Genomic DNA, 23,600 nt, shown 5'->3' on the forward strand with positions numbered 1-23,600 from the left:
CTATACCCCAGGTTGGGGCCGTGGCTTCAAGGTGGCGTGCGGCAGTGGCGGCGCCGGCAGCCGGGTGCCCGCACCCTCGTAGCCCGTCACCGCACCGAATCGGGCGTCGTGGTTCTGCCATTGCTCCCGGTAGGCGACGATCTCGTCATGGCTGCGGCCGACGAAGTTCCACCACATCACGAGTTCCTCCCGGAACGGCACGCCGCCGAGCAACACGACGCGGGCCGGGCCGTCGCCGCGGTTGATCAGCTGCAGGCTGTCGTGCCCGGTGCCCTGGAACCCGAGATCCGCGGTGGCGAGCTCGGCACCACAGGCATCGACCCGACCCTGGTCGACGAGGACGCCGTGCTCGAAGCCCGCATCGACATCGAGCACCACCTGCGCCCCGCGGTCCAGATCGAGCTGGGCGCCGACCAACGCGGTGAACGTGTGCACCGGAGACCGATCGCCCTCGAGTTCGCCGAGGAAGACCCGTGTGGTGAGCCCGCCTCGGGTCCGGGAGCGGGGCACGTAGTGGGCGAAATCGCGTGCGGAGTGCCGGTCGGAGTCGGGGAGCGCCACCCAGAGCTGCACCCCGTGCAGAATCGGACTGCTGGGCACCGACACCTCGGAGTGACAGATGCCTGCCCCGGCCGTCATCAGGTTCAGCTCGCCCGGGCGCACCATCGCATGCACACCGTTGCTGTCCCGGTGTTCGATCAGTCCGCTGAACAGCCAGCTCACGGTCTGCAGTCCGGTGTGGGGGTGTGGCGGCACGTCCATGCCGGGCCCGCCCCGCAGGTCGTGCGGACCGTAATGGTCGGCGAAGCACCACGCCCCGATCAGCGACCGTTCCCGCTGTGGAAGCGTCCGTCGCACCTGGATCGCGCGCGGCCCGCCCAGCGGGACCTGCCGTGGATGCAGCACGCCTCCGAAGCCGGCACCGAATGCCGAAGGGCCGCAATCCAGTTCGGCAGGCGCCGCATCGGTGTTGCTCACCCGTTCACCGTAGCCTCCTCCCGGTCGGGCTGAACCATCGTCGACCGGATGATCTCCAGGTCGTGGTCGTCGATCCGGAACACCCCGAAGCGGAACTTGTACCCCCACCGGGATTTGTCCTCGATGAAGTCGAGATCCTCGATCAGGGGCCGGATGGGAACTTCTCGGCACGCGAGGAAATCGACGTTGCGCCGCCAGGGCGTGACACCCTCCGACTGCTCCAGCTGGTACGGCTCGTCGTCGGCGACCTGACCGATGGCCGTGAACGCCTGCAGCGGCGGTCCGTCGGGATAGACCGTCCTGGGGGAGTAGAAGACCAGCCAGTCTCCCCGGGCCATCTTGCGCAGCATGTGCGGTTTGCCGTGGTTGGCCTGCGTGAAGCGCCCGCGCACTCCACGCTCGACATGGTCGCGGCTGACCGTGTTGATCCAGTTCGTCATGAGGCCAACGTAGGGACACCCACCGACGGTCGAGGCGTTTTGTGCACAGGCCCTGTGGATAACTCGCTAGAGTCGGACGCCATGGGCGAGCATGTGCTGACGGCCGACGAACTGCGCAACGTCACCTTCGACAAACCGCCCTGGGGCAAGCGCGGTTACGACGAGAAAGCAGTGCACGACCTCGTCGCACTGGCCGCACGCCGCCTCGACGGCCGCGGGCATCTGTCGGCCGACGATGTGCGCGCGGTGCGCTTCAACAAGCCGAAGCTCGGTAAGCGCGGCTACGACGAGAACCAGGTCGATGCGCTGCTCGACGAGATCGCCTCGGCCATCAGTCTTCTCGATGGCTGATCACGGCGAACTGCGTCCCGACCTGGCCGAGCTGTTACGTCGGGGAGCGCTGACCGAGGACGCTGCGCGGCCTGATGCCGTCGCGCGTCGGCACGCCCGCGGGGGACGCACCGCACGAGAGAACGTCGCCGATCTCGTCGACCCGGAATCGTTCGTCGAATACGGGCGGTTCGCGATCGCGCCGCAGAGAATGCGGCGCGATCTCGACGATCTGATCGCCCGCACCCCGGCCGACGGCCTGATCGGTGGGACCGCGCGCGTCGGGGGCAGCCCGTGCGCCGTGCTCTCCTACGACTACACCGTGCTCGCGGGAACGCAAGGGGCACTGGGTCACCGGAAGAAAGACCGGTTGTTCGAACTGATCGAGCGGATGCGGCTGCCGACGGTGCTGTTCGCCGAGGGCGGAGGCGGCAGGCCGGGGGACACCGACTACCCGGTCGTCTCCGCGCTCGACACGCGGGCGTTCGCGCTGTGGGCACGACTCTCGGGCGTCGTTCCGCGGATCGCCGTGGTGAAGGGCCGCTGCTTCGCCGGCAACGCCGTGCTGGCCGGCGCGTCCGACCTGATCGTGGCGACGCGTGACGCGTCGTTGGGGATGGGCGGGCCTGCGATGATCGCCGGCGGTGGCCTCGGCGATGTGGCACCGGACGACGTCGGCCCGATGAGTGTCCAGGAACCCAACGGCAACGTCGATGTCGTCGTCGATGACGAAGCGGCCGCAGTCGCGGTGACCAAGCAGCTGCTCACCTACTTCCGGCCTGGCCGCAGAGAGTGGACCGCCCCGGATCAGACCGCGCTGCGCACCGCCGTGCCCGAGCGGGAACGTCGCGCCTACGACGTCGCGCCGATCATCGAGACGCTCGCCGACACCGAGTCGGTGACACTTCTTCGCCCGAGATTCGCGCGCGAGATGGTCACCGCATTGGCCCGTATCGAGGGTCGTTCGGTCGGGATTCTGGCCAACGACACTCGGTTCATGGCCGGCGCCATCACCGCCGCCGCTTCCGACAAGGCCGCCCGCTTCCTGCAGCTGTGCAACGGATTCGGGCTTCCGGTCATCTCGCTCGTCGACTGTCCGGGATACATGGTGGGGCCGGCAGCCGAGGCGGATTCGCTGGTGCGGCGGGCGTCGCGCATGCTCGTCGCGGGGGCAGCGCTGCAGGTGCCGATGATCGCGGTGGTGCTGCGGAGGGGATACGGCCTGGGTGCCCAGGCGATGGCGGGCGGGAGCCTGCACGAACCGGTGCTCACCGTCGCATGGCCCGGGGCGCATCTGGGCCCGATGGGTCTGGAAGGCGCCGTGCGGCTGGGGTTGCGCAAAGAGCTCGAGGCGATTGCCGACGAGACAGAACGCGAGGACCGAGTCCGGGCGGCGACCGCCGCGGCTCAGGACAACGCGAAAGCGCTCAACGCAGCGATGCTGTTCGAGATCGACGACGTCATCGATCCGGCCGAGACGCGATCGGTGATCGCCTCGACGCTCACCGCGGCCGACACCCCGCACCGCATCAGCGGGCGGTTCGTCGACACGTGGTGAGCGTCGGGCTTTCGGTGGGCGGTACCGTCATGGCGCCTCTCGGCGAGTGGTCGCTCGAAGCGACGGAAGTGGTTGGAGCCCGGGGCATGTCCGGCACCGCCGAACTCCTCAACGGGCCGGGCGGCGGTGCTATTCCCCCGGCAGACGCTCAGGCGATGTCGGCGTAGTACACGCGACGCTCGCCGACAGGATGGCCGTTCAGTTCGGCCAGCGACTTGAGTTGGCGCAGCGCGAAGGTGCGGCCGCGGCCCGCCTCGGGCACGTAGATCCCTGCCCACAGCCCCTCGGCCCGCGGGGACTCGCACGCCTCCTTGGCGCACAGCCACCGCCGTGGGCAGGACCGGCAGATCGCCTTCGCTTCGTCGTCAGCGGTGGTGGTCCAACGCTCGGGATCCCGGGTGCATTCGCCGATCGGGGTGTCATCCCATGGGGTTGCGGTCATCGGGTAGCTCCTTGTGCCTGGGCGGCGCATCCGCCGCGATGGAAGGAAAGCTAACCGAGAAACCGTAGCGTTGCAACAGTTTGAGCTTCAAAACTGTCGCGGCGCCCCCCTCGCCAGTCGTGGATGGCCACGAATACGCATGTCAGGGCCAATTCGACGGGTGCTGCGGCGTCACAAAAATTGCATCGCGATGATGCGGTTTCTCCGCCCCGGACGGTGTAGCTTTACTGGGAAACCGTTGCAGTGCGAGCTCGAGCCGTAGCGCCGCGCCCACGCGACACCGCCGCCCACTGACATCGAGGACTGCTGATACATGACCAACGCGGAGTCGGTCGGCGCGTATGCCGATGCTGCCGACCCCGGGATGGTCAGGGCCGGCGCGGCGGCGGCTGCGCGTCGGCGTGAGCTCGACATCAGCCAGCGCCGCCTGGCGGCCGAGGGCATCATCAACGCCGGCGCGCTCATCGCCTTCGAGAAGGGGCGCAGCTGGCCGCGTGAGCGGACCCGAGCCAAGCTCGAAGAGGTACTGCAGTGGCCGCCGGGCACGATCGAGCGGCTACGCAGCGGTGCCCCCGAACGCCGTCGGGAATCCCTCACTCCCCCCAGCGGTGACGAGACCTCGTTGATCGCCCAGGCGGTTCTCACAGCGGTGGGGACGCTGTCGGGCACCGTGTCGTCGCTCCCGCTCGACGACGACCCAGCGTTTCCCGCCCGGATCTCTGCCATGCTCGCCGACCTGCGCCAGCTCGAGGCCGTCGCCGCCAGGGCAGCGCGCATCGGCCGGGTCACCCCGCCGCTGATCAAAGCACTGGGCACGGTACGCAGCCTCTACGACGAGCTGATGGTGCGTGCAGCCCGCGCGCCCGCCGCCGGTCTGGGTCCGCGCCTGTACACCGCGCGCCGCGGGGCCAACCTCACGGTTGCGGAAACAGCGCAGGCCGCCGGTGTCGCCGAGCAGGTGGTGTCCCAGGCAGAGGCCGGTGAGCCGATAGCGCCCACCGAGGCCGAGGCTCTGGAAGCGCTGATCGCGCAGATCGTCTGACGGCGGCGCCGGAAGACATCTCCGGGTTTCGTCCGCGCCAGGATGGGCACGATGCGGACCGGGACGGAGGGCGGATGGCACCAGGGACAGGCGAACTCTGCACGGACGACTGCCCGAAGCACATGCAGTACGGCCCGTGCGGCGGTGTTCGCCCTGATGGCCAGTGCGAAATGCGCTCAGGTCCATGCGCATTCCCCGACGTCGTAGTGTGGGACGGCGCGGTGACGCCCTCCCGTGCGGCGACGGCGCCGCTGATACTCACCGACTTCAGCTGCACGCCCTTCGATCCCGACGATCTGTCGGCGACGGCGTCGCTACTCGCGGGATCCTGCGATGCGGTTCTGGTGGGGGAGCATCAGAACCGCCCGGATTTCCCGCCGACGGTGATGGCCGCGCTTCTCCTCGAAGCCGGGGTGTCTCCCTGGATCACGCTGTCGTGTCGCGACCGGAACCGGGTGGTCCTCGAGCAGGAGCTGCGCGGTCTCTCCCTGCTGGAGGTGCAGACAGTGCTCTGCGTGACGGGCGACGGGCGCGCCTACGACGTCCGTCCGGATGTCACCCAGACCTTCGATCTCGATGGCCCGCGCCTGGTCTCGCTGGCCGCATCACTGGGGATCACTGCTGCCGTACCCGAAACCGTGACCGCACCACCGGTTTCCAGGCGGCCCGCGCGGCTGGTTGCCAAGCAGCACGCAGGAGCTGGCCTGGCGGTGCTCAATCATGTGTCGACCCCAGCCGTGGTCGACGAATTCGTGACGGCCGCGCGAGCGGCAGGCCTGACGATCCCGCTGCTGGGGGCGGTCGCGGTGGTCACCGACGATGTGTCGGCAGCTGTCCTGCAGGGGTTGCCCGGCCTCGAGTTGGACCCCGCCGTCGTCGAGGGGATCCTGACCGCGCCGGACCCCGTGCAGGCCGGCATCGATGCCGCGGTCGCCGAGGCACGCGCACTGTTGGCCATCGACGGCGTCGACGGCGTGAACATCTCGGGCTCGGCCTCCGCCTACGGCACCCGGGCGGGTGCCGAGATCAAGGCCGAGGTCGGTCGGCGCGTACGAGAGGAGGCTGGGCGTGGGCGATGACGCGATGTCGGCCGAATTCGACACCGTCGCCGAGTGGACGGCGGAGGTGGCCACCGATCTGGGGCCGGCCTATCACGTCCCCGCCGGATGCCGCGGTAGTGGCAATCCGGCCGCGCTCGACTGGCTGGTCGAGCACCTCGGGCTGCGTGCGGGGGAGACTCTGCTGGACTGTGGCGCGGGCGTGGGTGGGCCCGCTGCATACGCGCGGGAGCGACGGTCGGTGCGGCCGATCCTCGTGGAACCGGAGGGGGGTGCCTGCCGCGCTGCCGTGTCGCTGTTCGGCTACCCGACCGTGCAGGGCAGCGCCGACGCCCTGCCGCTGGCTGACGAATCCGTCGATGCGGCATGGTCTCTCGGCGTGCTGTGCACGATGCGGGCACACACAGCCGTCCTCGCCGAGTTGCGTCGCGTGGTTCGCGCCCCCGGCCGCATCGGGCTGCTGGTGTTCGTCGCAGAGAAGCAGGTGGGAGCCTCGGACCGGCCCGAGGGGAATCACTTCCCGACACCTGCCTCCCTGCGAGGCTCACTCACCGCGGCCGGGTTGGCCGTCGATGCGCGGGTGCAGACATCGGATCTTCCTGCGATTCCCGACGATTGGCAGACGCGGGTCGGCAGGGTCGACGACGAGCTCGTTCGCCGCCACGGCGGAGATCCTGCGTGGACGACGTCGGAGCGCCAGTCCGCTCGGATGGGCGAGCTACTCGCCGCGGGCCGCATCACCGGCGAGGTGTTGAGCCTGCGACGTGCCGGGGCTCAGCGCGGCGGGAAGTGAGTGGCGAGTGCGGCGCAGATCTCGATGAACTTGACGCGTGCGGCGTCGGACATGTCAGTGGTGCCGTCGATGATGCCGCCGGGTCGGAGGTTGCCGTCGAAGGGGACCTCCACAACCAGCTGGCCGTGTCCTGAGAACTGTTGTGCGAGAATGCTTCTCGTGCGCTTGCTGGCGTGGCCGTCGGAGTCGTTGAGCACCACGACGGTGCGCTGGAGCAGGCTGTTCATCCCTCGTGCGGCCAACCAGTCCAGCGTCTGACCCGCCGCGGCGGCGCCGTCGACCCAGGGTGAGGACACCACCACGAGCGCATCCAGGTCGCGCAATGCCTCCTGGGTCACCGGCGCATCCATCGTCGAACTGCAGTCGACGACGGCGATCGTGAAGTACCGATCGAGCCGCGCCACCGCCTCGCGGTATAGGGGTGGGTCGAGCACACGGCGCCGGGCCGGAGTCGCCTCGCCGGCGAGCACGAACAACCCCGCGGCATTGCTCCCGACGCGATTGCGGACGTCGGCGAAGGTCTCGAGATGCCGATCGGTGGCCAGCTCCCAGAAAGAGCCCTGCACGCGTGGGTCTACACGGCTGCCCAGCTTGCCGAACGCGGTGTCGGCGTCCACGGCGACCACGCGGTCGTCCTGGCGGAGTTCGGCGAACACCGAGCCGATGCAGGCCGAGACGGTGGTCTTCCCGACCCCGCCCTTGCCGAGGACCCCGACCTTGAAGTGGCCCCGCATCGGCGCCCGGATCGCCGCTTCGAGCGCGGCGATCCGTCGCTCTGCCGGGGACGGGCCCACGTTGACCGTTCCGAAGGTGATCTTGTAGAGCGCCCGCCGCCAACCCCGCGCCGGCACGCTCTTGCGCGTCGGCACCAGGTCTGCCGGCCGGATGCGCTCGGCGTAGGAACTCGGCTGCGCGTGCAGCACGGTGGTATCGGGGTCGGGAGGACCGGCGGGCCACGGAGCAGGCGGCGCTCCCTGCGGCGGCCTCACGGGCATGTGGAGTCGCGGCACCGGTCCGGTCGAGCCGTCGACCGGCGGTTGCGACCCGAACACGGGTGGTTGCGGCGCCGGCGGTGTGTCGTCGGGCCGGCTGGGTTCTCTGCGCACGATGTCATCGCGGTCGGTCACAGCGGGTCTCCTCCTCGATGCGGTCCGCGGCAGCTTCTCAGGGTACGGGGCGGCCGCACGAGCAAAGAAGTCTGTGAGCGCCGGCCGTTGCTGGTCCGGAGGGGGCCGGTCACCGGGTGTGGCCCTGCCTTCCGCGGTCCAGGATGTCTGCGGTGTCGGAGCGGAGCGGCCTGTTGTGCCAGGTCCGCAGGCTGCAGCCGGGTTGTGGCAGCGCTGTCGGCGGGGAAAAATAGTGTCCGAGGAGGGGGTTGAGCGCTGGTAGGCTGCCCGTGGGAAGGGGTGGTCGAGCATGGATGTGTCCAATGCTGCCGGTGCGCTCGGCAAAGTCGCCGATGGCGGCTGGGAGGCCGTCGGCTCCGACATCCTCGGTGCTGGGCAACGCCTGATCGCCGGGATGCGGTCGACGACGGGACAGGGCCGGCCCGATTCCGGTGAGACCTTCGCGCAGGGCGCCACCAGCTTCCTCGGCGCGGTCCAGACCCTGCACTGGGCCTACCCGCGCGACCACTGGGAGGGCGCCGGGGCCCGGTCGTACACCGGGGCCACCCGCCGCGTGGTCGGCGCTGCAGAAGCGCTGGCGGTGCTCGATCGTGACGTCCACATGGTGATCGACCGGGAGGCCACCCAGATCGTCCGCCGCCGCGAGGCGCTCGACGACCAGGCTGATCACCTGTCCTCGCTGCGCCGAGTGACGGGGTCGCTCGCGGCGATTCCCGGCGTCGGGCCCGCAATGACGTCGTCCATCGAGCTGGCCGCCGTCACCGCAGCGGTGAGCGTGTGCAGTACCGAGCTGCACGATCTCGCGACCGAGACGGCGGACAACGCGAGCAGGCTGCGACGCATCGCCGGCGACTACGAAGCACTCGTCGACGAGGCGGCAGATGCGGCTGCGCCGACCGACGAGGCCGAGCCTGCCGAACCCGTCACTGAGCCGGCACCCACCGACGAGGCCGCGGCACCGGACGACCTCCCCGAGCCGACCGCAGGCATGCCGGCGCCGGTCCCGTCGCCGGTTCTTTCCCCGCCGGTGTGCCCGGCCTCCACTCCGGCCAGCGCCGCCGAGCAGTCACCGATGCAGGGAGACTTGATGTCGGGGCTGACCTCGGCGTTCGGCGCGGTGGGCGGGATGATCGGTACCGCGGTGGCCCCACTGGCCGCGGCGTTGGGTGGAGTGGTCAGCGCCGCCGGGCAGCTCCCGTCGCTGGCTTCGCAGGCGGCCGCGCCGCAGACACCTCAGGTCGACGTGTCGACAGACACGAAAAACGAGGACGACACGGCCGACAGCACCGAGAAGGCCGACGATCGTCCCGCCGCGGCCGCCACCGACCTCGCAGACTCCGCGGGCGCCGCGCCGCCTGAGACATCGGCTCCGCCGGAACGGGAGCCGAGTCCGCCACCGTCGCCTCCGGCGCCGGCCGCCACCCGCCCACCGCAGTGACTACAGCAGGAGACGAATCGGTCATGTCCCACGTCGAGCTCGGAGTGACCCCGGCGCACCTGCGCGAACTCGCAGCCGTGCAGCAGCGGATCGTCGCGGAGGTGATCTCTGCCGGTGCTCGGGTGCTCGACGCCGACGTCCGGGTGCTGGCGTCCCACGGCCCGATCGCGTCGCTCACCGCCGGTGCGTTGCAGACCGTGCAGCATGCCCGTGCGCTCGCCGCGTCGGCCGTCGCTGAACGGGCGGGATCGCTGGGCGAGCACCTGGTCGGTGCGGCGCACCGCTACGAGGCCACCGACGACGCATCGGCTCGACGGCTGCAGTGATGGCGAGCCCGCTGTTCGGCGACGCCGAACCCACCCACTTCGACGACGTGGTCGGCGTCGAAGTGACCATCGACGGCATGCTCGTCATCGCGGATCTGCTGCACCTGGTGGACTTCCCGCTGGCCCTCGGTATCCGCCCCAACATTCCCTACGAGGATCAGCGCCGCATCGTCGCCGAGCAGGTCACCCGCGACCTCACCGCGCAGGGAATCCTCACCGCATTCGGCGATCCGCACCCCGAGGTGGCGGCCATGGTCGACGCACTGAGCCGGCCCGACCGCACGCTCGACTGCCGGTGGTGGCGCCGGGACGTCGGCGGAAAGATGGTCCGTTTCGTCGTCTGCCGCAAGGGCGACCGCCACGTGGTCGCCGCGCGCGACGAAGAGATGCTGGTTCTCCAGCGGGTCGCCCCGCAGATCGGCCTGGCCGGCATGGTGAATGTCGTGATCGGGGCGGCGGAGCCGGCCGCCGTCGAACCGCTCACCGGCATCGCGAAGCGGCTCGCCGAGGTGCGCACGGCGGATCAGCTGGCGAGCTACGGCCAACCCCCGCTGTCGGCGAAGATCTACGCCGAGGCGCTCGCGCATCCGTCGAGCTGGGTCGAGATCACCGCCAACGAGCGGCACCCGGGCGGAACGTACTCTCAAGCCGGGGTCGGAGCAGGGGTCCTCGACTCGTCGCACGGTCGCATCGTGTCGATCCCGCGCCGCGTCAACGGTGAGCTGTACGGGAGCTTCTTGCCGGGCAGCCCGGAGAACCTGCAGCGCGCGCTCGACGGGCTGATGGAGTTCCTGCCGTCGGCGGCATGGTTCGAACGTAACGACTCCGCAGGCGCGCACGCCGCGTATCCGGACTGAGAAAGGCAACCGTAGGTGACACACTCCCCGCACGGTCCCTCCGACGGCGAGGACCACGATGACTTGGCGGCGCTGGACTTCAGCGCCGCCGATTCCGATGCGGGTGAGACGGATCTGTCCGCGTTGCTTGCCGACTACCCGACCGAGGAACCTGGCGCCGACGACAGCGTCGAGTTCGAGATCGACGCCGAGCCCGACGCCGCGGCGTCCATGCCGTTGTTCACGGTCACCAACCCGCCGGGAACGGTGACGGTGACGACCTACATGGACGGTCGCGTCCACCGGGTCGACCTCTCGCCCGGCGCTGCGGCGCTGGCCGAGGCCGTGCTGGGCGAGGAGATCGTCGTCATCGCCGGGCTGGCCACTCAGGACGCCCGGTCTGCGCAGTACTCGATCATGCTCGAGGAGATGCGCGAGCAGGGCCACGACAACGCCACCACCCGGGACTTCCTGACCCGCGACCTGGACCTACCCACCCCCGAACAGGCGCAGGCCGCACGGGCCGAGCTGTTCACGACCCGGTATGCGAGCGAGCATGACTGACCATCTGGCAAGCGTTTTCGGCACCGCGGTGGGCATGCTGCCCACCTCTCCGGCGCGGTCGCTGGAGATGTTCACCGAGATCACCGACTACGACGAGACCGCCTGCGACGCCTGGGTGGGCCGCATCCGATGCGGCGACACCGACCGGGTGACCATGTTCCGCGCCTGGTACTCGCGTACCAATTTCGGACAGCTCGCGGGTGCCGCCGAGCTGTCGATGAACAGCCTCGGGGCCCGGGTGCCGATCGGGGGGATGTTCGGCCAGATCACCTATCCGGTGAACTCGCCGCTGGCCATCACGATGGGCTTCGCGGTCACCGAGGCCGGGGTGGGCAACTACGCCGACGCGATGGAGGCGCTCGACGACGTGCCGTCCGCCGGCGCCGAACACCTGGTGTCCTGGGTGAAAGCCGTCGTCTATGGTGCCGCGCAGCGGTGGACCGACGTCATCGACGAGGTGCGCAGCGCCGCCAACACCTGGCCCGACAAGTTCCTGGCCGCCGCCGCCGGAGTGGCCCACGGAGTGGCGGCAGCCAACCTGGGACTGTTCACCGAAGCGGAAAGTCGCCTGGTGGAGGCCAATTCGTCGCCGGCGGGGGAAGCGTGCAACCGCGCGATCGCGTGGTATCTGGCCATGTCGTATCGCGGCCTGGGCAACGAAGAAGCCGCGGTGCGGTTGCTCGAGTGGCTGCAGGCGTCCTACCCGTCGCCGGACGTGGCTGCCGCGCTGCGAGATCCGGCATACCGACTACAGACCACGACCGCCGAGAAGATCGCCTCCCGCCGGGATCCGTGGGATCCCGCCAGCGTCGAGGCCGACACGTCCGGGCGGGAGGCGCTGCTCGCCGAGGCGCAGGCCGAACTGGACCGCCAAATCGGCCTGACCCGCGTCAAAGAGCAGATCGAGCGCTACCGGGCCGCCACGCAGATGGCCAAAGTGCGCGCCGCCCGGGGCATGAAGGTCGCCCAGGCGTCCAAGCACATGATCTTCACCGGGCCGCCCGGCACCGGAAAGACGACGATCGCCCGCGTGGTGGCCAACATCCTGGCCGGGCTCGGGGTCATCGCGGAGCCCAAGCTCGTGGAGACCTCGCGCAAGGACTTCGTCGCCGAATACGAGGGGCAGTCGGCGGTCAAGACCGCCAGGACCATCGACCGGGCGATGGGCGGTGTGCTGTTCATCGACGAGGCGTACACGCTGGTGCAGGAACGCGACGGCCGGGCTGACCCGTTCGGCACCGAGGCGCTCGACACGCTGCTGGCCCGGATGGAGAACGACCGCGACCGCCTCGTCGTGATCATCGCGGGCTACCGCAACGACATCGACCGGTTGCTGGAGACCAACGACGGCCTGCGATCCCGCTTCTCGACCCGCATCGAGTTCGACTCCTACTCGCCGGAGGAGATCGTCGACATCGCCAAAGTCATTGCCGAAGCCAATGATTCGACACTCAGCGAGGCCGCAGCCAAACAGGTGCTCGACGCGGCCCTGCTGCTGAGCCAGAGCACCTCCGCCGGAAAGCCCGCACTCGACGTGGCCGGTAACGGTCGCTACGCCCGCCAGCTGGTCGAAGCCGGCGAGCAGAGCCGGGACATGCGGCTGGCCCGGTCAATGGATTTCGAGAGCCTCGGTGTCGAGGAGCTCAGCGAGATCAGCGGTGAGGACATGGCGGCGGCGATCGCGTCGGTGCACGGCCGAATGAACATCAGCGGGTAGACGATGGCAGGTTTCCGACTCACCACCAAGGTCCAGGTCAGCGGCTGGCGGTTCCTGCTGCGCCGCGTCGAGCACGCCATCGTGCGCCGCGACACCCGGATGTTCGACGATCCGCTGCAGTTCTACAGTCGCGCCGTCAGTGCCGGCATCATCATCGCTGTCCTGATCTGCCTGGGCGCCGCGTTGCTCGCCTACTTCAAACCGCTCGGAAAGCGCGGCGGGGACAGCCTTCTCGTCGATCGCACCACCAATCAGCTCTACGTCGTCCTGCCTGACAGCGGCCAACTCCGACCGGTGTACAACCTGACCTCGGCGCGGCTGATCCTGGGCAGCGTCGGCAACCCGTCGGCGGTGAAATCCCAAGAGCTCGACAACATGCCGAAGGGTCAGCCGCTCGGCATCCCCGGCGCGCCGTACGCCACACCCGTCGCTGCGGCGCCGGAGACGCAGTGGAGCCTGTGCGACACCGTCATCAAGCCCGACAGCGTCGCCCCGACCGTCGACACATCCGTGCTGATCACCCCGCTCTCCCTGGACGGATCCGTCGGAGCGATGCGTCCCGAGCAGGGAATGCTGGTGTCGTTCAAGGGGGCCGACTGGCTGGTCACCTCGACCGGACGCCACGCGATCGACCTGTCCGACCGCGCGGTGACCTCGGCAGTCGGCATTCCGGTCACGGCCAAGTCGACACCCATTTCCGAGGGGCTGTTCAACGCGCTGCCCAACGCAGGGCCGTGGCGGCTGCCCGATATCCCCGCGATCGGTGCGCCCAACACGGTCGGCCTGCCGCCGGAGCTGGTGATCGGGTCGGTGTTCATGACCGTCACCGACTCCGACGAACAGAACTACGTCGTGCTGCCCGACGGGGTGGCGAAGGTCAACGCCACCACGGCCGCCGCGCTGCGCGCCACCAACTCCTTCGGCATGATCACGCCTCCGCCGATGGAGGCCAGTGCGGTGTCCCGGATCCCGGAGCGGGTGTACACCTCGCCGCTCCCCGATGTGCCGATGACCATGCTTGGCCGGCAGGACACCCCGGCCCTGTGCTGGGCGTGGCAGCGCGAACCGGGTGACCAATCTCCGAAGACCACGGTGATCGCTGGTCGCCACCTGCCGCTGCCGCCGAGCGCGATGTCCACCGGGATCGACCAGATCAGTGGCGATGCCACGGTGCACATCACCGGCGGGCAGTACATCCGGCTGCAGTCACCCGATCCGCGCTACGGCGAGAGCCTCTACTACATCGACCCCCAGGGCGTGCGCTACGGCATCCCGGACGAGAAGACCGCCGGGACACTGGGTTTGAGCGCACCGACGACGGCTCCGTGGCAGGTGGTCAGCCTGCTGGTGGACGGCCCGGTGCTGTCGAAGGAGGCGGCGCTGGTCGAACACGACACCCTGCCCGCCGACGTGAACCCCCGCAAGATCAGCACCGAGGGTGCGGTGCCGGCGAGCAACGGAGGTGGCGGATGACGACACGCAAGTTCACGCCGATCATCAGGCGCGGACCCCGGTTGACGCCGGGCGAGATCAACGTCACCCCGCCCGACGACCTCGGCATCGACATACCGCCATCCGGCATGCAGAAGGCTCTGCCGTGGGTGCTCGGCGGGTGCATGCTCGGCATGATCGCGATCATGATCTTCAGTGGGGTGCGCCAACTTTCGCCCTACATGCTGATGATGCCGCTGATGATGGTGATGGGCGCGGTGGGCCTGGTCGCCGGCGGTGGCAGCGGCGGCAAGAAGGTCCCCGAGATCAATGCCGACCGCAAGGAGTACCTGCGCTACCTCGCCGGGCTGCGGACTCGGGTCACGTCGTCTGCGGCCGCGCAGGTGACGTTCTTCAACTATCACGCGCCGCACCCCGACGACCTACTGTCCATCATCGGCACCCATCGGCAGTGGTCACGCGCCGCCAACGCGGACTTCTACGCGGCCACGCGGATCGGTCTCGGCTCGGAACCTGCGGTCGACCGGCTGCTCAAACCGGCCGTCGGAGGTGAACTCGCCGGCCCCACCGGCGCGCCGCAAGCGCATCTGGAACCCGTCAGCCACATGTGGGTGACGAAGTTCCTGCGCACCCACGGGCTGATCCACGACTGCCCGAAACTGGTGCAGCTCAAGACGTTTCCGACGATCGCCGTCGGTGGGGACGAAAACGGATCCACCCGCCTGCTCGCGGCGATGGTCTGCCACCTGGCGGTGTTCCACCCGCCGGACATGCTGCAGATGCGGGTGCTCACCGACAACCCGGAAGACCCGGCATGGGCATGGCTGAAGTGGCTGCCGCACGTGCAGCACCAGTCGGACACCGATGCCGCGGGAACCACCCGGATGGTGTTCACCCGTCCCGACGGCCTCAGCGATCTGGCCGCCCGCGGACCGCACACCGCCGACGCGACGCCGAACGGCCCGTACGTCGTCGTCATCGACCTGACCGGCGGCCGCGCCGGCTTCCCCGCCGACGGCCGGGCCGGCGTGACGGTGCTGACGCTCGGCAACCACCGGTCGAGCTACCGCATCCGGGTCAGTGCCGACGGCACGGCGGACGACAGCCTGCCGAACGCGCCGTTCCGGTTGGTGGCCAGCGATGTCGACGGGCTCTCACCCGCCGGGGCCGAGCGGATCGCGCGCAAGCTGGCCGGCTGGTCGATCACCGGGACGATCATCGACAAGAGCACCCGCGTGCAGAAGAAGGTCGCCACCGAGTGGCACGAGATCGTCGGCGCGCAGACGGTCGAGGAAGTCACCCCGGCCCGCTGGCGGATGTTCACCGACACCGACCGGGACCGGCTGCGCATCCCGTTCGGGCACGAACTCAAGACCGGCGAGGTCATGTACCTCGACATCAAGGAGGGCGCCGAGTTCGGCGCCGGACCACACGGAATGCTGATCGGCACAACAGGTTCGGGCAAGTCGGAGTTCCTGCGCACGCTGATCCTGTCGCTGGCGGCCACCCACCACCCCGATCAGATCAACCTGCTGTTGACCGACTTCAAGGGCGGTTCGACCTTCCTGGGCATGGAGAAGCTGCCGCACACCGCGGCCGTGGTCACCAACATGGAAGAGGAAGCCGAGCTGGTCAGCCGCATGGGTGAGGTGCTCACCGGTGAGCTGGACCGTCGCCAGTCGATCCTGCGCCAGGCCGGCGTGCAGGTGGGGGCGGCGGGCGCGTTGTCCGGCGTGGCCGAGTACGAGAAGCACCGCGAGCGCGGCGCTGACCTGCCGCCGCTGCCGACGCTGTTCGTGGTCGTCGACGAGTTCGCCGAGCTGCTGCAGAACCACCCGGACTTCCTGCAGCTCTTCGACCGCATCTGCCGCGTGGGCCGATCATTGCGGGTGCACCTGCTGCTGGCGACGCAGTCGTTGAACACCGGCGGTACGCGCATCGACAAGCTGGAACCGAACCTGACCTATCGAATCGCGTTGCGCACCACCAGCTCGTCGGAGTCCAAGGCCGTCATCGGCACACCTGAGGCGCAGTACATCTCCAACAAGGAGAGCGGTGTCGGCTTCCTGCGCGTCGGAATGGAGGACCCGGTGAAGTTCCAGAGCGTCTACACCGGCACCCCCTATGTGCCGACGGTCGTCGGAGCGGGCGACGCCGACGCCGGCCCGCGCACCCAGGCCGACCGCAGCCTGCGGATCCACCGCTTCACCGCGGCGCCGATCATGGATGCGACGGTGAGCTCATGACGAGCAGCGAATCGCAGGTGCTGCGCGAGGTCGTCCTGGAGCAGCTCACGACTGGAGAGAACCACGCTTACCGGATGTGGTTGCCGCCCTTGGCCGATCCCACGCCGGTCAACGAACTCGTCGCGCGCGACTATGCGCGGCGGCCGCTGCGCATCGGCGTCGGCGTCATGGACGAGCCGCGCCGGCACCGCCAGGAAGTGTGGGGAATCGACATCGCCACCGCGGCCGGCAATGTCGCGATCGGCGGTGCGCCGCAGACCGGCAAGTCGACGTTCCTGCAGACGTTCATCCTGTCGGCCGCGGCATCGCACACACCGCGGCAGATACAGTTCTACTGCGTCGACATGGGTGGCGGCGGTCTCATGTACGTCGAAGACCTGCCACACGTCGGTGGTGTCGCGACCCGCGCCGAACCCGATCGGGTGAACCGCGTCGTCGCCGAGGTGAAAGCCGTTCTGCGGCAACGCGAGCAGACGTTCAAGCAGTACCGGGTCGGATCGATGGCCGACTACCGGCAGATGCGTGAGGATCCGAACAATCCCGCGTCGGCCGACCCTTTCGGTGACGTCTTCCTCGTCATCGACGGCTGGCCCGCGTTCGCTGCGGAGTTCACCGATCTCGAGCCGGTCGTGCAGGACATCGCGGGGCAGGGCCTCGCGTACGGCGTGCACACGATGATCTCCACGCCCCGCTGGACCGAGTTGCGCGCCCGTGTGCGCGACTACCTCGGCACCAAGGTCGAGTTCCGGCTCGGCGACGTCAACGAGACGCAGATCGACCGCATCACCCGCGAGATCCCGGCGAACCGGCCGGGCCGGGCCGTGTCGAGCGAGAAGCACCACCTGATGATCGGGGTGCCGCGACTCGACGGAGTGCACAGCGCCGAGGGACTGGTCCCGGCGATGGCCGAAGCCGTGCGCGAGATCGCGGCGCGGCACACCGACTCTGCGCCGCGTGTCCGCGTGCTCCCGAGCCGCGTCCATCTACAGCAGCTGGATCCGCAGCCGCCTAGCCCGGACGCCGATTACCGGACCCGGTGGACGGTTCCTGTCGGGGTGCGCGAGTCCGACCTCACGGTGGCGCACAACCACATGCACAACACCCCGCACCAGCTGATCTTCGGCGCCCCGAAGTCCGGCAAGACCACGATCGCCACCGCGATCGCGCAGGCGATCTGTGCCCGCAACAGCCCCCAACAGGTGCGGTTCATGATCGCCGACTACCGGTCGGCGCTGCTCGAGGCGGTGCCGGAGAGCCATTTGCTGCCGGCCGGCGGGATCAACCGCAACCACGACAGTCTGGTGGAGTCGGTGAAGGCGCTGGCGGCCAATCTGACGAAGCGGTTGCCGCCCGCCGACGTGACGCCGGCGCAGCTGCGTCAGCGGTCCTGGTGGACGGGCCCGGACGTGGTGTTGCTCGTCGACGACTGGCACATGATCGTCGCCGCCGGCGGGATGATGTCGCCGATGGTCCCGCTGGCACCGCTGCTGCCCGCCGCCGCGGACATCGGTCTGCACATCGTGGTCACCTGTCAGATGAGCCAGGCGCACCGGGCCACGATGGACAAGTTCGTCGGCACCGCGTACGGCGCCGGAACCCCCACGATGTTCCTTTCGGGAGAGAAGCAGGACTTCCCGTCCCGCGAGATCGTGGTCAAGAAGAGACCCCCTGGCCAGGCATTTTTCGTTACGCCGGATGCCAAGGAAGTCATCCAGGCCGCCTACGTCGATCCCCCCGCAGAAGAAGTGTTCGGAGCACCCCGCGAGGGCGGTTAACATGATTACTGCGGTCGTCCAGCAAACGCAGACCACGCGGGAGCGGCGACCGGGTCGGGGATTCAGCTCAGCGCAGAGCGGGTTATTCCCTGGACAACAGTAAAAAAACCCGTGTAGATGCGAGCAGGAGCGAGGAGCTAGCAAATGCAACCACTGAATCACGATCCAGGCGCCATCGGAGTCGGCGGCCAGGTCACCGCCAGCGGTGCACGTGGTCTGGCGACCGGAACCGCGGCCACCACCGAGGTCTCCGCGCTGGCTCCCGCCGGTGTCGACGAGGTGTCTGTGCACGCCATGGCGGCTTTCATGGCCGAGGGTGTGCAGACGCTCGGCATCAACGCTCTCGCGCAGGAGGAGATCGCTCGCGCCGGCGCCACGGTCATCGAACTGGCCGGCGTCTATGACGCGGTCGACGCCGCCAACGGCGCCACCCTGATCTGATCGACGAACCACGACGTCTGGTTGAGCAATGGCTGCGCCACCGATTCTCATTCCGCCTGTGTGGGGAGCGTTCCCCCCGGAGGTGAACACGGCTCGTCTGCAGGCCGGGGCCGGCCCCGCGCCGATGCTGCAGGCTGCCGCGGGGTGGGAAGCGTTGGCGATCTCGCTGGAGACCCAAGCCGACGAATTGGCGGCCAGCCTGGCTTCGCTGGCGCAGAACTGGCAGGGCACCGGCGCCGACCGGGCGATCAGCGCGGCGATGCCGATGGTGATCTGGTTGCGGATGCTGGCGCTGCAGGCCCAGAAGAGGGCCCTGCAGGCGTCGGCGCAAGCAAGCGCCTACACAACGGCCTTCGCCGCGACCCCACAGCTCACCGAGATCGAGTTGAACCACATCACGCACGGCGTGCTGGAGTCGACGAACTTCCTCGGCGTCAACACGGTGCCGATCGGGATGAACGAAGCCGACTACATCCGCATGTGGGATCTGGCGGCCACGGTGATGAGCACCTACCAGGCCGAGACCGTGACCAACGCGACGTTCGAGCCGATCACACCGCCGAAGCCGATCGTGGTGCCCGGTGGCGCCGAGGCGGCGCTGGCGACGGGCCTGACCGGTGCGGCGCCGGGGATGGCCAGCGCGGTAGCGCGTGACGCCACGATCGCGAAAGTCAGCGCGAGCGGCAAGATCGACGAGGCGGGCCAGAAGGCAGGACACTTCGAGGGTGCAGCCAATCAGGCCGCGCAGCAGGCGAAGTCGCCGGCCGAGCAGGGTCAGCTGATGCAGCAGGGCCCGCAGATGGCGATGCAGATGGCCTCCCAGGTGGGGTCGACGCTGGCGCAGGCGCCGCAGCAGCTGATGCAGGGCGTGACGCAGCCATTCCAACAGCTCACGCAGCCGTTGCAGCAGATGTCGTCGCTGTTCGGGCAGATGGGTATGGGCGGCGACAAAGGTGCCCAGGTCGGAATGCTGGGGGCCACACCGTTTTCCAATCATCCGGCGATCGGCGGCAACGGACCGGCGGCCGGGGCGGGTTTGGTTCGCGCCGCGTCACTGCCCGGCGCCGGCGGGACCTCGGCACGGACGCCGTTGATGTCGAACCTGGTCGGCAAGGAACTCCAGCCCAACCTGTCCGCGGTAGCAGTCGGCGCGGCGGCGGGAGGCGCCGCGGCCGGGCTGGCTCCGGTTGGTCAGGGCAGCGGTGCCGGTGGCGGCCCGATGGGAATGGCGGGCCACCGCGGCCAGGGGGGCGGGGGAGGCCACCGGTCTTCGCTGACCGCGCCCGCGCTTTTGGACTACGACCTCGACGAGGACGACACGGACGACTGGTAGGTCGTCCACCACCACAGACTTGCCGGCCACCAGGGTCGGGGAGCCCGCCGGAGCGGCGGGAACACAGTAAACCGGGAACGGTAAGAGAGGGAAGGTAGGGACATGGCACTTGAGGCAGATGTTGCTGCATTAAGTGCGGGAGCGGCTACGTTCGACCGGATCTCCGGCGAACTCCAGGCCGTCCGCGCTCATGTTGAGACGATCGCCGCGTCCGCGAAGGCAAACCTCGACAGCCCGCAGGCGGGCATCGCCCTGCAGGCAGCGTTGACGCGCTACCACGAGGCCGCCGACCAGCAGACTCGGTTGCTCTCCGATATCTCGCACAACATTCAGCAGAGCGGCTTGCAGTACGACAGCACCGACGCGGACAACTCGTCCAGCCTGACTCACGCGATGGGCAACGTGCTCGGCCACTGAGCGCCACCATCGGACGATCGAAACACTCAAGGAGACAACAATGAGCGGACCCATTTCCTACAACTTCGCCGGCATCGAGAATGATGCTGCGGATGTCCATGGCGCGGTCGGCCGCGTCAACGGGCTGCTGTCCGAGGGCCAGAGCGCGCTGAATTCGCTGCAGGCAGCGTGGGTCGGCACCGGTTCGGATTCGTACCAGGCCGTCCAGCAGCGCTGGAACCAGAATTCCGAGGAGCTCAATCAGGCTCTGCAGAACCTCGGTCATGCCGTGGCCAATGCCGGCCACGACATGGGTTCCACCGAAAAGGGTGTCGAAAGCACGTTTCACATCTGAACGAGGATGCCGGTGGGCGCCCGTCGCGCGTTTCGACCGCACGGACGCCCACCGCATACTCTCCACTCCCCAACCCCCTGAGAGGCACACATGTCCGCCGACTATGACCGGCTCTTCGGTTCACCGGATGCTGTACGGACGGTCGAGGACGAGCCCGATCGCGACACCCCGCCTGCGGGCCGGGATTCGGTGACCCCGCCGGCGATGCCGGCCGCCACCCCGCGGACGCAGGCCGCACCGCCGCCGCGGCAGGCTGAAGTCACCAGCCAGATGCCGCCGCTGCCGGTCACGGCACCCCAGCAGCTGCCGAGCAACGGCATGATGCGTGCCCCGCAGGCCCCGGCCGGCGCCCGCCACGAGCAGCCGCGGCACGCGTCAACGCCCGCACCCCGCCCGACCCCCGCGCCGGCACCCACACAACACTTCGCCGACGTCGAGGTCGACCGTCGACCCGTCGTGCAATCCGCGCCGACCTCGGCCGCCTCGATGGGTAACCATCGCGCCATCGACGCGCTCTCCCATGTCGGTGTCCGGTCCGCGGTCAAGATGCCGTCGCAGCGCGGCTGGCGGCACTGGATCTACCTGCTGACCCGCATCAACCTCGGGCTGTCCCCTGACGAGCTCTACGAGATGGATCTGCACAACCGGATCCGGCGCAACGCCCGCGACTCCTATCAGATCGGAATCTTCGGCCTCAAGGGCGGCGTCGGCAAGACCGCGGTGACGGTGGCGCTGGGTTCGTCCCTAAGCTCCATCCGTGGCGATCGCATCCTGGCGATCGACGCCGACCCCGACGGCGGAAATCTCGCCGACCGAGCCGGGCGCCAGTCTGCCGCAACAATCTCGGACTTGTTGAGCGACAAGGAACTTCACCGCTACAACGACATCCGCGCCTACACCAGCATGAACAGCGCGAACCTCGAAGTGTTGTCCTCCGAGGAGTACAGCGCCGCGCGCCGTGAGTTCAACGACGAGGACTGGCGCGCAGCCACCGAAGTGGTGTCGCGGTACTACAACCTCGTTCTCGCGGACTGCGGTGCCGGGCTGTTCCAGCCGGGAGCACGTGGCGTGCTCTCCACGGTGTCGGGTCTGGTCATCGTGGCGAGCGCGTCGATCGACGGTGCGCGGCAGGCCGCGATCACGATGGACTGGCTGCGCCAGAACGGTTATCAGGATCTGCTCGGTCGGTCCTGCGTGGTGATCAACCATGTCGTGCCCGGCAAGCCGAACATCGATGTCGACGATCTGGTGCAGCAGTTCGAGCGGCACGTGGCACCCGGCCGAGTCATCGTGCTGCCGTGGGACAAGCACATCGCGGCAGGCACTGAGATCCAGCTCGACTTGCTGGGCAAGGACTTCCGCCGCCGCGTGGTCGAACTGGCCGCAGCGCTCTCTGACGACTTCGACAGACTCGAGCGGCGTTGACCGCGACGGCCACACCTACGTCGTCGTCGAGTGTCGCCCCCGGGCGCCCGGCGACGACGCGCGTCACGATTCTGACGGGCCGTCGCATGACCGACCTGGTGCTGCCGTCGGCGGCGCCGATCGAGAGCTACGTCGACGAGACCGTGAACGTGCTCGCCGACATCCTGGAGGACACCCCGCCGGAATTATTGGCGGGCTTCGACTTCAAGGCGCAAGGGGTGTGGTCGTTCGCGCGTCCAGGCGCTCCGCCGATCAAGCTGAACGAGTCGCTCGACGATGCCGGTGTGGTCGACGGCTCGCTGCTGACGGTGGTGTCGGTCAGCCGCACCGAACGGTACCGGCCGCTCGTCGAGGACGTCATCGACGCGATAGCGGTGCTCGACGAGACGCCGGAGTTCAACCGGACCGCGCTGTACCGCTTCGTCGGGTTGATGCTTCCGCTCGCCGCACTGGTGATCACCGCAGTCTCGATCCTGTCGTGGACGTCCACGGGTCGGGACTGGTGGTGGCCGGTCTCGCTGGGTGTGCTCGGTGTGGCACTGATGGGTGGCAGCTGGCTCGCGCAAACCCGTTACGGCAGCCTCGATATGGCGGAGAGCCTGCTGGTGTCGTCACTGCTGACGCTCGGCGGGGGAGTGGCCCTGGCGGTTCCGTTGCCTCGTGGCGTCGAATCGTTGGGCTCACCACAGATCGCGGGTGCTGGTGCCCTGCTGTTGCTGATGGTGCTCGCCACCCGCGGAGGTCCGCGGCGACGGGCAGAGATCGCCGCGTTTCTGGCGGTGGTCGCGACGGCCGTGACGTTCGCCGCGGTTGCGTTCGGCTACGGGTGGCAGGACTGGGTCCCCGCGGGTGCGATCGCGTTCGGGCTCTTCGTCGTGACCAACGCCGCCAAACTGACTGTGGCCGTGGCTCGGATCGCGCTGCCGCCGATCCCGGCGCCCGGCGAGACTGTGGCCAACGACGAGCTGCTGGACCCGGTGACGACCGACGACACGTCGGAGGAGTCGGAGACATGGCAGGCGATCATCGCATCGGTGCCGGATTCCGCGGCGCGGCTCACCGAGCGCAGCCGGCTGGCCAAGCGACTGCTGATCGGTTTCCTCACTGCCGGCGCGTCGATCCTCGCGGTTGGCTCGATTGCCGTTGTGGTGCAAGGCCACTTCTTCTTGCACAGCCTGATCGTGGCGGCATTGGTGACGGTGCTATGTGGGTTCCGCTCCCGGCTGTACGCCGACCGGTGGTGCGCCTGGGCGCTGATGGCCGCCGCAGTGGTGATCCCGACGGGTGTGGCGGTGCGCCTGTGCCTCTGGTATCCCGAGCAGGCCTGGCTGGTGCTGGCGATCTACACCGCGGTGGCCGTCGTCGCGGTGATCACGATCGGCGCGACGGACGGCGTGCGGCGCGTATCGCCGGTGACCAAGCGCATCCTCGAGCTCGTCGACGGCGCGACGATCGCCGCGGTGATCCCGATGCTGCTCTGGATAGCTGGCGTGTATGACTTGCTGCGAAATCTGCGGTTCTAGGAGGT

23 protein-coding genes are annotated in these 23,600 nt (G+C 68.9%); 19 read left to right on the plus strand and 4 right to left on the minus strand.

Translation table 11 applies throughout. From position 1 onward, the window contains the following. Together ACZY1G_RS00795 and ACZY1G_RS00800 are read right to left on the minus strand one after the other, a co-directional pair. A complete protein-coding gene (locus ACZY1G_RS00795) occupies positions 1-978 on the minus strand; it encodes a pirin family protein (RefSeq protein ID WP_463821273.1) in 978 nt (325 codons plus the stop codon). Further along, entirely contained in the window at positions 975-1,418 is a 444-nt protein-coding gene (locus ACZY1G_RS00800) for an EVE domain-containing protein (protein WP_463813120.1), read from the minus strand. The genes ACZY1G_RS00795 and ACZY1G_RS00800 overlap by 4 nt, the downstream gene beginning before the upstream one ends. An 81-nt stretch (positions 1,419-1,499) precedes the next feature. Between ACZY1G_RS00800 and ACZY1G_RS00805 the strand changes: the two genes are divergently transcribed. Beyond that, entirely contained in the window at positions 1,500-1,769 is a 270-nt protein-coding gene (locus tag ACZY1G_RS00805) for a DivIVA domain-containing protein (protein WP_463813121.1), read from the plus strand. Further along, on the plus strand, positions 1,762-3,306 hold the full coding sequence (locus ACZY1G_RS00810; RefSeq protein WP_463821275.1) for an acyl-CoA carboxylase subunit beta: 1,545 nt from the start codon (positions 1,762-1,764) through the stop codon (positions 3,304-3,306). Before ACZY1G_RS00805 ends, ACZY1G_RS00810 begins: the two co-directional genes overlap by 8 nt. Before the next feature lie 148 nt (positions 3,307-3,454). Here ACZY1G_RS00810 and ACZY1G_RS00815 read toward each other — a convergent pair whose 3' ends face one another. Next, positions 3,455-3,748 (minus strand): WhiB family transcriptional regulator, encoded by a 294-nt coding sequence (locus tag ACZY1G_RS00815; protein WP_463813123.1) that lies wholly within the window; start codon positions 3,746-3,748, stop codon positions 3,455-3,457. 313 nt (positions 3,749-4,061) lie between these two features. Here ACZY1G_RS00815 and ACZY1G_RS00820 point away from each other — a divergent pair, with 313 nt between their 5' ends. The 3 genes from ACZY1G_RS00820 to ACZY1G_RS00830 all read left to right on the plus strand — a co-directional run bounded on the left by ACZY1G_RS00820 (position 4,062) and on the right by ACZY1G_RS00830 (position 6,641). After that, positions 4,062-4,790, plus strand: coding sequence for a transcriptional regulator (locus ACZY1G_RS00820; protein ID WP_463821277.1), 729 nt, complete (start codon positions 4,062-4,064; stop codon positions 4,788-4,790). Positions 4,791-4,864: 74 nt separating this feature from the next. Beyond that, a complete protein-coding gene (locus tag ACZY1G_RS00825; protein WP_463821279.1) occupies positions 4,865-5,869 on the plus strand; it encodes a methylenetetrahydrofolate reductase C-terminal domain-containing protein in 1,005 nt (334 codons plus the stop codon). A 4-nt stretch (positions 5,870-5,873) separates the two neighbouring features. Next, a complete protein-coding gene (locus ACZY1G_RS00830) occupies positions 5,874-6,641 on the plus strand; it encodes a class I SAM-dependent methyltransferase (protein WP_463821769.1) in 768 nt (255 codons plus the stop codon). Here ACZY1G_RS00830 and ACZY1G_RS00835 read toward each other — a convergent pair. Beyond that, positions 6,623-7,768: a MinD/ParA family ATP-binding protein gene (locus tag ACZY1G_RS00835; RefSeq protein WP_463821281.1), complete on the minus strand. Its 1,146-nt coding sequence runs from the start codon at positions 7,766-7,768 to the stop codon at positions 6,623-6,625. The two genes, ACZY1G_RS00830 and ACZY1G_RS00835, sit on opposite strands and share 19 nt — an antisense overlap. 289 nt (positions 7,769-8,057) lie before the next feature. Between ACZY1G_RS00835 and ACZY1G_RS00840 the strand changes: the two genes are divergently transcribed. The 14 genes from ACZY1G_RS00840 to eccD all read left to right on the plus strand — a co-directional run bounded on the left by ACZY1G_RS00840 (position 8,058) and on the right by eccD (position 23,595). After that, positions 8,058-9,206 (plus strand): EspA/EspE family type VII secretion system effector, encoded by a 1,149-nt coding sequence (locus ACZY1G_RS00840; protein ID WP_463821283.1) that lies wholly within the window; start codon positions 8,058-8,060, stop codon positions 9,204-9,206. A gap of 23 nt (positions 9,207-9,229) precedes the next feature. Then, positions 9,230-9,532: a type VII secretion target gene (locus tag ACZY1G_RS00845; RefSeq protein WP_463821285.1), complete on the plus strand. Its 303-nt coding sequence runs from the start codon at positions 9,230-9,232 to the stop codon at positions 9,530-9,532. Next, positions 9,532-10,389, plus strand: coding sequence for an ESX secretion-associated protein EspG (locus ACZY1G_RS00850; RefSeq protein ID WP_463813129.1), 858 nt, complete (start codon positions 9,532-9,534; stop codon positions 10,387-10,389). Before ACZY1G_RS00845 ends, ACZY1G_RS00850 begins: the two co-directional genes overlap by 1 nt. A gap of 15 nt (positions 10,390-10,404) precedes the next feature. Continuing rightward, a complete protein-coding gene (locus tag ACZY1G_RS00855) occupies positions 10,405-10,932 on the plus strand; it encodes a hypothetical protein (protein WP_463821287.1) in 528 nt (175 codons plus the stop codon). After that, on the plus strand, positions 10,925-12,649 hold the full coding sequence (gene eccA / locus ACZY1G_RS00860) for a type VII secretion AAA-ATPase EccA (RefSeq protein WP_463813131.1): 1,725 nt from the start codon (positions 10,925-10,927) through the stop codon (positions 12,647-12,649). Before ACZY1G_RS00855 ends, eccA begins: the two co-directional genes overlap by 8 nt. 3 nt (positions 12,650-12,652) lie before the next feature. Next, positions 12,653-14,122: a type VII secretion protein EccB gene (gene eccB / locus ACZY1G_RS00865; protein ID WP_463821289.1), complete on the plus strand. Its 1,470-nt coding sequence runs from the start codon at positions 12,653-12,655 to the stop codon at positions 14,120-14,122. After that, positions 14,119-16,347 (plus strand): type VII secretion protein EccCa, encoded by a 2,229-nt coding sequence (eccCa, locus tag ACZY1G_RS00870; protein WP_463821291.1) that lies wholly within the window; start codon positions 14,119-14,121, stop codon positions 16,345-16,347. The genes eccB and eccCa overlap by 4 nt, the downstream gene beginning before the upstream one ends. After that, complete coding sequence (eccCb, locus tag ACZY1G_RS00875; protein ID WP_463821293.1) at positions 16,344-18,122, plus strand: type VII secretion protein EccCb; 1,779 nt, start codon at positions 16,344-16,346, stop codon at positions 18,120-18,122. The genes eccCa and eccCb overlap by 4 nt, the downstream gene beginning before the upstream one ends. Positions 18,123-18,266: 144 nt before the next feature. Beyond that, on the plus strand, positions 18,267-18,563 hold the full coding sequence (locus ACZY1G_RS00880) for a PE family protein (RefSeq protein ID WP_463813135.1): 297 nt from the start codon (positions 18,267-18,269) through the stop codon (positions 18,561-18,563). 28 nt (positions 18,564-18,591) lie between these two features. Beyond that, positions 18,592-19,896, plus strand: coding sequence for a PPE family protein (locus ACZY1G_RS00885; RefSeq protein WP_463813136.1), 1,305 nt, complete (start codon positions 18,592-18,594; stop codon positions 19,894-19,896). 102 nt (positions 19,897-19,998) lie between these two features. After that, positions 19,999-20,313, plus strand: a complete 315-nt coding sequence (locus tag ACZY1G_RS00890; RefSeq protein ID WP_463813137.1) for a WXG100 family type VII secretion target — start codon at positions 19,999-20,001, stop codon at positions 20,311-20,313. Between the two features lie 40 nt (positions 20,314-20,353). After that, positions 20,354-20,647: a WXG100 family type VII secretion target gene (locus ACZY1G_RS00895; RefSeq protein WP_463813138.1), complete on the plus strand. Its 294-nt coding sequence runs from the start codon at positions 20,354-20,356 to the stop codon at positions 20,645-20,647. A 90-nt stretch (positions 20,648-20,737) separates the two neighbouring features. Then, entirely contained in the window at positions 20,738-22,072 is a 1,335-nt protein-coding gene (locus ACZY1G_RS00900; protein WP_463821295.1) for a MinD/ParA family ATP-binding protein, read from the plus strand. Next, positions 22,069-23,595, plus strand: coding sequence for a type VII secretion integral membrane protein EccD (gene eccD, locus ACZY1G_RS00905; RefSeq protein ID WP_463813140.1), 1,527 nt, complete (start codon positions 22,069-22,071; stop codon positions 23,593-23,595). Before ACZY1G_RS00900 ends, eccD begins: the two co-directional genes overlap by 4 nt. The last annotated feature ends 5 nt before the right edge of the window (positions 23,596-23,600 follow it).

The sequence above is a fragment of the Mycobacterium sp. IDUB_5 genome, assembly GCF_055419565.1.